Genomic DNA, 4995 nt, shown 5'->3' with positions numbered 1-4995 from the left:
AAAGCTTCGCGCTATCAACCTCAGCGATGATATGGACAAGTATTGGGATTTCCATATCAGAGAGGAACAGAAACGTCTTTACGGGACTTACGAATGGAAAATGGCTGCATGAAAAGTAGCCACACCCCTTTCTTTAAAGATACGACCAGGGATTGATCCTTCACAATCCGTGGTCTTCATCGATAAGATCAGATCCTCACCTCCTCTCCGTTAGTAGGGGCAGGCCCCTGTGCCTGCCCTGATATGGGGCAACCACAAGGGGTTGCCCCTACTATTTATCCGTGTTAATCAGTGGCTGAATAATTACAAAACAAAAAAGCAGGTATGTTCTACCTGCCATAATTATAACCCTCTATAGGAATTGAGCCTACAAATTCTATTTAGATAGACCTTGCCTCTCGAGAGAGAGAGAAGTTCCATATCAACCTTCTCCTTTTTTGTAAGCGTTCAGCCCCTACGGCACAAACTCGATCCTCGATCCTGGATGCTTGATCCTCGATGCTGGATGCTCGATCCTGGATACTGAATCCTTTACCAGCATCGAAGATCGAGCATCGAGGATCGAGCATCGAGGATCGAGCATCCAGCATCATGTGCTGAACGGTTACTCCATTTTTATGTTGTTTGTGTCTTGTCATTAATGAGGCTTTTCTATCCTTGAAAGCACCTCAAGATGCCTTTCCTCTCCCTTTCTGTCCATCCTTTCAAGGACAGTTGCTAAGAATTCCTTCATATTTTTGTTTTCTTCTGCTATGGTTTTAGCCATGAACTCTCTCATATTTTTGTTTTCTTCTGCTATGGTTTTAGCCATGAACTCTCTCATATTTTTGTTTTCTATAGCAATGAACTCTCTGGTTACCTTACCATTCTGTTTTGCATATATGGCAAAAAAGACCCCTAAGATGGAGGCTATTGTGCCCCCTCCAGTAACCACCAATCCCAAAATCTCTAAGTAACTCATATCCTAACCTCTCTGCTTTTTAGTTAATCTCGTTTCTTATATCTTAGTTTAACAACGAAGTTAAGATTTGTCAAGGTAAAAAATGCAGGTTTTTTTCGGGCAAGATGAGGGATAAAATTAGTGGGTAGAGTTCGAAGGCAGAATTAACTAGTGCCTTGTCATGTTAGGTTCATTAGCCGAGACCCAGTCCGTTCCTTGAAATCTTTGACTAAGTTATCTACATTCTCAGCCTTACGTTTACCGGGTACTACGCTCACTACTAATCGGTGCTCAGGATTAAAGGCTACATGATCCCAATTAACGGCGCGGCGGCTGAACCGTGCAAGCGGAGGCGAGCTTGCTCGTCGAGGCGAGCATCGGCTCCAGCCGCTTGTTCGGCCGCTGCGAGCGCAGCGAGCCGCGAAGCGTGTCCGGTGCATGCGCTTGTTTGGCGCCTCGCGCCGATATTCCAATTCGCTTGCCCAACAAGGCAAACATACTTATGGCGCTGAAGTTGGTAAGGACGGTATTGAGAAATCTCCCAGCCAGCTAACGTTATAGGGTTTGCCCTTCATCGCCGTGACCAATCTCTCGTCAGCAGTTATCAAGGGCGCCTTGACCCGCGCGGATAAAGCCACATAAAACCCAAGTTTGACAGATAGAAATCGCAACCCATTGGAAAATAATAACTTCATTTTTTTTAAAGAAAGATGTAGTGATGAAATTTGGTTTTTGTAACCATAATAATAACATTGAATTACAAGAACGAGAAAACCAACTGTCAAACTTGGGATAAAAGGCATCATACCCGTTGATTCGATGGTGCACAGCGATGCTCAGGGCTTGGAGTGCTAAATCAGCCGTCGGAATAATGGTCAAGCCCAGCGCATGTAATTCCGCCATATCCTTTTCCGCCTCTGTAGGCGGATACTTCATCAACCGAACGTAGTTTACGAAGGCGCTGGCGCATTCGGCGTAAAAGAAATCGGGGACGTAAAAGCGCGTTCGGGCATCAGCTTCCAAATGCGCAAATAAGGCATCCGCCAAGTCCGAAAGCGGCTGAACAAAGAACAGCTTGATCGCCACATTGGCGTCGAGGACGCAAATCAGCGGCTTGTTACTCATCACCGCGAATTTGCCGGAGCATCACTACGCTATCTGGTATAGTCGATGGCAGGCAGCAGCGGCGGCGGCGGATGTTCGACAGCACTTTAGAGCGTTTTTGACGTACCTTTTCATCTTCAACGGCTTGTTGAAGCATGATCAGCACGTAGGCACTCAGTGAACGCCCTTGCGCGTCGGCAAGTTTTTTAGCCTGTTGGTAAAGGTTGTCGGGGATGTCCCGCACATAGAGAGTAGCCATGTTCGTATAATCAGTTTGCTTGCTTATTGCAAGCACGACAATTGCGCCCCCTATGGATGTGGTTTTTGGAAGAAAGCGCCGAACGAAAAAGCTCACCTGCCGCTATGGAGCGCAGCGGAATAGCGATCAGGTGCAGCGCCTTGTTATCTACCCTTCCAGGTTTTTCCCTGGTGACCTACTTACGTTGAATGGCTTACTTTATCTGTCATTCAACGTAAATAGGCCCCCCGCTCATCAATGAGGCTTTTCTATCCTTGAAAGCACCTCAAGATGCCTTTCCTCTCCCTTTCTGTCCATTCTTTCAAGGACAGTTGCTAAGAATTCCTTCATATTTTTGTTTTCTTCTGCTATGGTTTTAGCCATGAACTCTCTGGTTACCTTACCATTCTGTTTTGCATATATGGCAAAAAAGACCCCTAAGATGGAGGCTATTGTGCCCCCTCCGGTAACCACCAATCCCAAAATCTCTAAGTAACTCATGCTAAGTTTTCTCTCTCCTTTTTAGTTAATCTCATTTCCTATATTTTAGTTTAACAACGAAGTTAAGATTTGTCAAGGTAAAAAAATGCAGGTTTTTTTCGGGCAAGAGGGGGATAAAATTAGTGGGTAGAGTTCTTTGGTGGCCTACTTAAATTGAAGAATATATCCAGCTTTGCCGATAACTGAAACAGGGAGCAATTAATTGTCCCCCCCAAAAAACAACGTTTCGGAGGGCAAACCATGGATGATCTATCACGTTTTTGTGGCCAAGATTCTGAGTGTTCGGACTATGGCAAGCGTGAAACTGGAAATCAGACTAGAATGGCTCACTCTACCTACCCTTCAACGTAAGTAGGCCACCAAGGAAGAAATAATCCTTTAATCTTTGTGTCTTAGTGGCTGAACACTTACGCCTCTTTCAATTTGGTGGTCAATAAAGGCAGCACCTCAAAGAGATCACCTACTATCCCGTAGGTAGCAATATCAAAAATAGGCGCGGCCGGGTCACGATTTATGGCCACAATACAATCGGAACTCTGCATCCCGGCCAGGTGCTGAATAGCGCCGGATATACCGCAGGCAATATAAAGCTTAGGCGAGACCGTCTTGCCCGTCTGTCCGACCTGATGATAACTGGAAATCCAACCAGCATCAACCGCTGCTCTGGAAGCGCCCACCGCTCCTCCTAAAGCCGCGGCCAATTCTTCCACCAGTTTAAAATTTTCCGGGCCGCCTAACCCTCTTCCCCCGGAGACAATGATATCAGCCTCGGCTATGTTTATCTCGCCCTTGACTTCTTTAACTATTTCTAATATCCTGCTTTTTATATCCGCCTTTTTTAGCCGGGGCTGTAATTTGACCACCTCCCCTTTTCTGGTTAAATCCAGGTCGGGTTTTTTAAATACCTTAGGCCGCACCGTAGCCATTTGCGGTCTATGATTAGGACAAATAATAGTCGCCATTATATTTCCACCTAGCGCCGGTCTGGTCTGGAGGAGCCTGCCCTCCTCGTCCACATCCAGGGCGGTGCAGTCAGCGGTTAAACCGGTTTCAAGCCTGGCCGCCACTCTGGGGGCCCAAGCCCGCCCAATCATCGTGGCGCCCATAAGCATAATCTCCGGCCTGCCTTCCTCAACTAAATCGCTCAGGACCTTGGTGTAGGCATCCCCCTGGTAATCTTTAAGCACCAGGTCATCGGCCAGATAGACTCGATCTGCTCCGGCTGAGATCAATTCTTCGGCCAGATGATTAAGGCCACTCCCGAGTAGAACCGTGGAGAGGTCAACACCTAATTTCTTGGCCAGCCTCCTCCCTTCCCCTAAAAGTTCCAGGCTGACCCCCATCAATTTACCTTCTCTCTGTTCAGATATAACCCAGACTCCTTTATATCCCTCTGCTTTGGCCTTCTTACGCTCCACCTCAATTTTGATGGCCTCAAAAGGACAAACATCAACACATGCCCCACATAGATTGCAGGCATCTCCAATCACCGCTACGTCTTCGACTATTTCAATAGCCCCCATCGGGCAAGCCTGAACGCATTCCTGACAACCGCTACATTCTTCAGTAATAACGTAAATCCCCATTAATACCTCCTCTTCTCATTTTGTGGTATTATTGACCATAATCTAAAATATAATAAAAACTTCATTCTAACTTTCTTCATCTTACTCCATAATTTAAAACAATATTTTTAGGTTCAAGTACTTTTATTCCTTTATCTTCAAAATCTTTATCAAAGCTGACCAATTCCAGGCCCAAAAGTTTTGCCACATAGTATTGAAGGCTATCATCAAAATCCAAACCTGCAGCCCTTGAAATCTTTGTTACCTCAATTTCATCTATTAAGTTTGTGCTAAAAACTGTTAAGCCTTCAAATTTAAGCAAAGCAGAAAGAAATTCTTCAAGAATATCAATTTTATTAGCGGAAAAAAGGATAACCTCAATAGAGTGAAGGGAAAATGAGGTAATAATCGCCCTTCTTTCACCATCCCTTACCAAACTCAAGAAGTGCTATACATTCATCAGCCCTTTCTTGACCAAGCAAAAACTCAAGAAATATATTAGTATCAAGAAGATACATAATCCGGCATTGTCCCAAATCCCCTAAAAAAGGGCTGAAAAACTGGTAACAGTTTGGAGAACATTATGCCTCGCCTCAATCACGTTATTATCTCCACAACTATGGGGGGTAAAAGTCTTTTCCTTGTCT

At 45.2% G+C, this 4995-nt stretch carries 7 protein-coding genes; all 7 read right to left on the bottom strand.

The features are described 5' to 3' along the window. Nucleotides 1–380 precede the first annotated feature (380 nt). The 7 genes from AB1797_13055 to AB1797_13025 all read right to left on the bottom strand — a co-directional run bounded on the left by AB1797_13055 (nt 381) and on the right by AB1797_13025 (nt 4784). The gene (locus AB1797_13055) at nt 381–593 is read right to left on the bottom strand and encodes a hypothetical protein (protein MEW5768514.1); all 213 of its coding nucleotides are present in this window, start codon (nt 591–593) and stop codon (nt 381–383) included. 44 nt (nt 594–637) lie between these two features. Then, the gene (locus AB1797_13050; GenBank protein ID MEW5768513.1) at nt 638–961 is read right to left on the bottom strand and encodes a hypothetical protein; all 324 of its coding nucleotides are present in this window, start codon (nt 959–961) and stop codon (nt 638–640) included. A gap of 573 nt (nt 962–1534) precedes the next feature. Beyond that, nucleotides 1535–2065, bottom strand: a complete 531-nt coding sequence (locus AB1797_13045) for a type II toxin-antitoxin system VapC family toxin (protein MEW5768512.1) — start codon at nt 2063–2065, stop codon at nt 1535–1537. Next, nucleotides 2058–2303 (bottom strand): hypothetical protein, encoded by a 246-nt coding sequence (locus tag AB1797_13040; protein MEW5768511.1) that lies wholly within the window; start codon nt 2301–2303, stop codon nt 2058–2060. Before AB1797_13040 ends, AB1797_13045 begins: the two co-directional genes overlap by 8 nt. 234 nt (nt 2304–2537) lie before the next feature. Beyond that, nucleotides 2538–2783, bottom strand: coding sequence for a hypothetical protein (locus AB1797_13035; protein ID MEW5768510.1), 246 nt, complete (start codon nt 2781–2783; stop codon nt 2538–2540). 407 nt (nt 2784–3190) lie between these two features. Further along, nucleotides 3191–4369 carry an electron transfer flavoprotein subunit alpha gene (locus AB1797_13030; GenBank protein MEW5768509.1) on the bottom strand — a complete coding sequence of 393 codons (1179 nt, stop codon included), beginning with the start codon at nt 4367–4369 and terminating at the stop codon, nt 3191–3193. A 76-nt stretch (nt 4370–4445) separates the two neighbouring features. Next, complete coding sequence (locus AB1797_13025) at nt 4446–4784, bottom strand: PIN domain-containing protein (protein MEW5768508.1); 339 nt, start codon at nt 4782–4784, stop codon at nt 4446–4448. Nucleotides 4785–4995: the final 211 nt, after the last annotated feature.

Source organism: bacterium, assembly GCA_040753085.1.
GTDB lineage: Bacteria > UBA9089 > JASEGY01 > JASEGY01 > JASEGY01 > JASEGY01.
Note: the sequence above shows the minus strand (reverse complement) of the source record. Positions and strands in the feature narration are given on the sequence as shown.